Origin of the sequence: Burkholderia sp. GbtcB21 (assembly GCF_019091065.1) — a bacterium.
GTDB lineage: Bacteria > Pseudomonadota > Gammaproteobacteria > Burkholderiales > Burkholderiaceae > Burkholderia > Burkholderia pyrrocinia_C.
Genome location: NZ_JAGXKA010000059.1, coordinates 1 through 2,500, shown reverse-complemented (window position 1 = coordinate 2,500; position 2,500 = coordinate 1). Strand labels below are relative to the sequence as shown.

The following is a 2,500-nucleotide window of genomic DNA, read 5'->3' as shown; positions in this document are numbered from 1 at the left end:
CCCGCCGGCACCATCGATGGACTGAATCTCTATCGGATGGTGAGGAACAACCCCGGCACGCTGCGCGATTCCGACGGCCGCATTCCGGTTTTCCCCACGGAAGCAACATCAGAAACTGCTCCGCATGGCGATGTGATTGAGAACATGGAACAGCTTCAGCAATATATTTTGAGCGATCCTACGGTGATGAAATACATCAGGTCACCCAAAGAAAACTGTGAAAATGCCGCTAGGCGCATAAGTGCTCTACTAAGTCAAAGCAGGATAAAATTTCAAATTGGCGGAATGCTATTCTGGAAAAGCTTATTGGACACGAGCCCCGACAATCATTACATTGTTATCGCAGAACTCAACCAAGAGTCAATTTATATTGACGTTACTGCTGGTCAATTCAAAGGAAGCTCTGGCGAGACGATGGATGCACCATTTTTTGGTTCTGCGCAAGCATGGAAATCAGAGCTGTTAAAAATAAAATCAACTCAGTTGGTAAAGTTTAAGACATATCCAACGGTAGGCAAAGCTGCACCCGATCTTTTCATTAAACCAATATATTCATTTGAAGAGGCGCCACTTATCTTTCCAGAATGGTATATGCGACATGGCGGCGCTGGTGAGGCTGAAAAAAAAGCTCGAACGTACTATGAAACCCAGACTAAAAGAATCGCAGCCGCAGAACAGAAAAATCGGCCCAAAAATTCGCCTCAAACGTCTAGCTGGTGGAGCCATCTGCGCCAGCGATGGACGAACATACTGAGACTCAGAGATGGCCGCACAAATTCGGGGCGTGGAATAAGTGGAGCGATCCGGGCGGCGTAGTTGCGTAATTCAAGCGTAAGGACGGCTTGATGCCTATGTACTTGATTTCAAGCAATGCGACCGGATTGCGGACGCGCGAGATTCGCCATGCGGTTCAGCACGCCCACACGAATGGCGATCTCAGTCGCCTGCGCGTCGGTGTGTCGTGCCCACATGCTGTTACCCGTGAGCGTCTTGAAGCGGTACATCGCGTTCTCCGCGAGCGAGCGCCGATGGTAGCCGCTGGCGTTCTTTCATTCGCGTCGGCCGGCTCGGGCAATCGCATCGACCGCATCGTTGCGCCACGTCGCGCCCGACGTGTTCGCGGACCAATGAGCGGCACCTTCGCGTGGCGGAATCGAGGGCATTGCACCGCGCGCGGCGATCGCGGCGTGGCACGCCTTGGAGTCGTAGGCTCCGTCACCACCTCTGCTCGCTCGTCTTGCTCTTGTCCTTGCGCATCGTCTCGGCGGCAAAAATCGAGAATCTACGCAGGAACCCGAATTGTTAACAGGGGCACCGCCCCGGCTGTTGCGCGTAAACGTCAGGCCGCCGCGCGACCGCCGGATTAATGCAACAACGCCTTCGATTCAGATTCATTTGGGTTATGGGGGCAATCCTGTAACTTCGTGCATACCCTTGATGAAAGGAGCATCATGCAACTCTGGATCACTAACTGTTTGTTTAGCCAGTCGGCTGTTTCATTGCGTCACAAGCAGTAGTGCAGCGATGCATCGAACGCCGGGAATTCGTCGCCATCCGGCACCCAATCCGGATCATTCATTCGATTTCTGGCAAAGCGCATCACATACAATTTTCAGAATGCGCTCCACACACCGCTTAGCGCGCGTGAAGATTGGAATGTGATGCAATTGAAATAGGTATCCCGTGTCAATCCATTGCTCGACGTCCCGCAGGCGTCCCATTCCTCATATCAGGTCGCTGCTTATCGGCCTGTGTTCCGTCGCAGCGTTGTACGCCGCGACGGTGTCCGCGCAAGAGTTCACGCTGTTCGGCGGCTCGCTCTGGGGCGGCGGCGGTCGCTCGTACGCTTGGGCGTTCGACTACCTGGAGGGGTTGAGCCCGCACAGAGGTGGCCTCACTCGTTCGGACAGTCTTCTGAGATTGTTAAGTTGTGTGATTCACGGACATCGTTTCAACTAATATGGGACGATGGAGCGCAAAATCCCGATGCGATTACGTTGGGTGCGCATGTATCACGAGACTGGCAACGCCGGTCTCGTGATACATGCGTTGAGGCATATCTAGGCCAACACTTCGGAAGTGGCTGCGCCGCTACCAGGAGGCGGGAGAAGATGGTCTCCGCTCTCAAAGCCGTCGCCCTCTGACCAGCCCGAATCGAAAGGTCTCTGACGCAGATCGGGCAACGATTCTTCGCATGCGGGCTGAGCGCAAGGGGGCACGGCGGATTGACCCGTCCCCAAGGTGGGGGAGGCCGAATTTTCATCGTGCAACTCCCTCGTCGGATTGGAAAGGTGCATTTGTGGGTCAAACCGGGCCTTGCCCCGAGGGGCAGTTTGCGTGACGCAGGTGCATGGGCGGGCTCGGGAAATAGGGGGATGGAGTTGCCCCTGTAGTCCCGGACACGGCATCACACTAAGGTTGCTGAATCCATCGAGCGCCGGAACTCGCGAGGCGAGCGGTATTTCAGCGCGCTATGGGGATGCTTCTCGTTGTAATGCTC

At 54.9% G+C, this 2,500-nt stretch carries 1 protein-coding gene and 2 pseudogenes; 2 read left to right on the top strand and 1 reads right to left on the bottom strand.

Going from position 1 to position 2,500, the window contains the following annotated elements; genetic code table 11:
- Positions 1-816, top strand: an 816-nt coding sequence (locus KVT39_RS36260; protein WP_217591408.1) for a hypothetical protein, incomplete at its 5' end; no start/stop codon positions are given.
- Between the two features lie 47 nt (positions 817-863).
- Here the strand turns inward: KVT39_RS36260 and KVT39_RS36255 are convergent.
- Positions 864-1,229 (bottom strand): annotated as a pseudogene (locus tag KVT39_RS36255) (transposase); the annotation flags it as partial.
- Positions 1,230-1,986: 757 nt separating this feature from the next.
- Between KVT39_RS36255 and KVT39_RS36250 the strand changes: the two are divergent.
- A pseudogene (locus KVT39_RS36250) lies at positions 1,987-2,227 on the top strand (helix-turn-helix domain-containing protein); the annotation flags it as partial.
- Positions 2,228-2,500 lie beyond the last annotated feature (273 nt).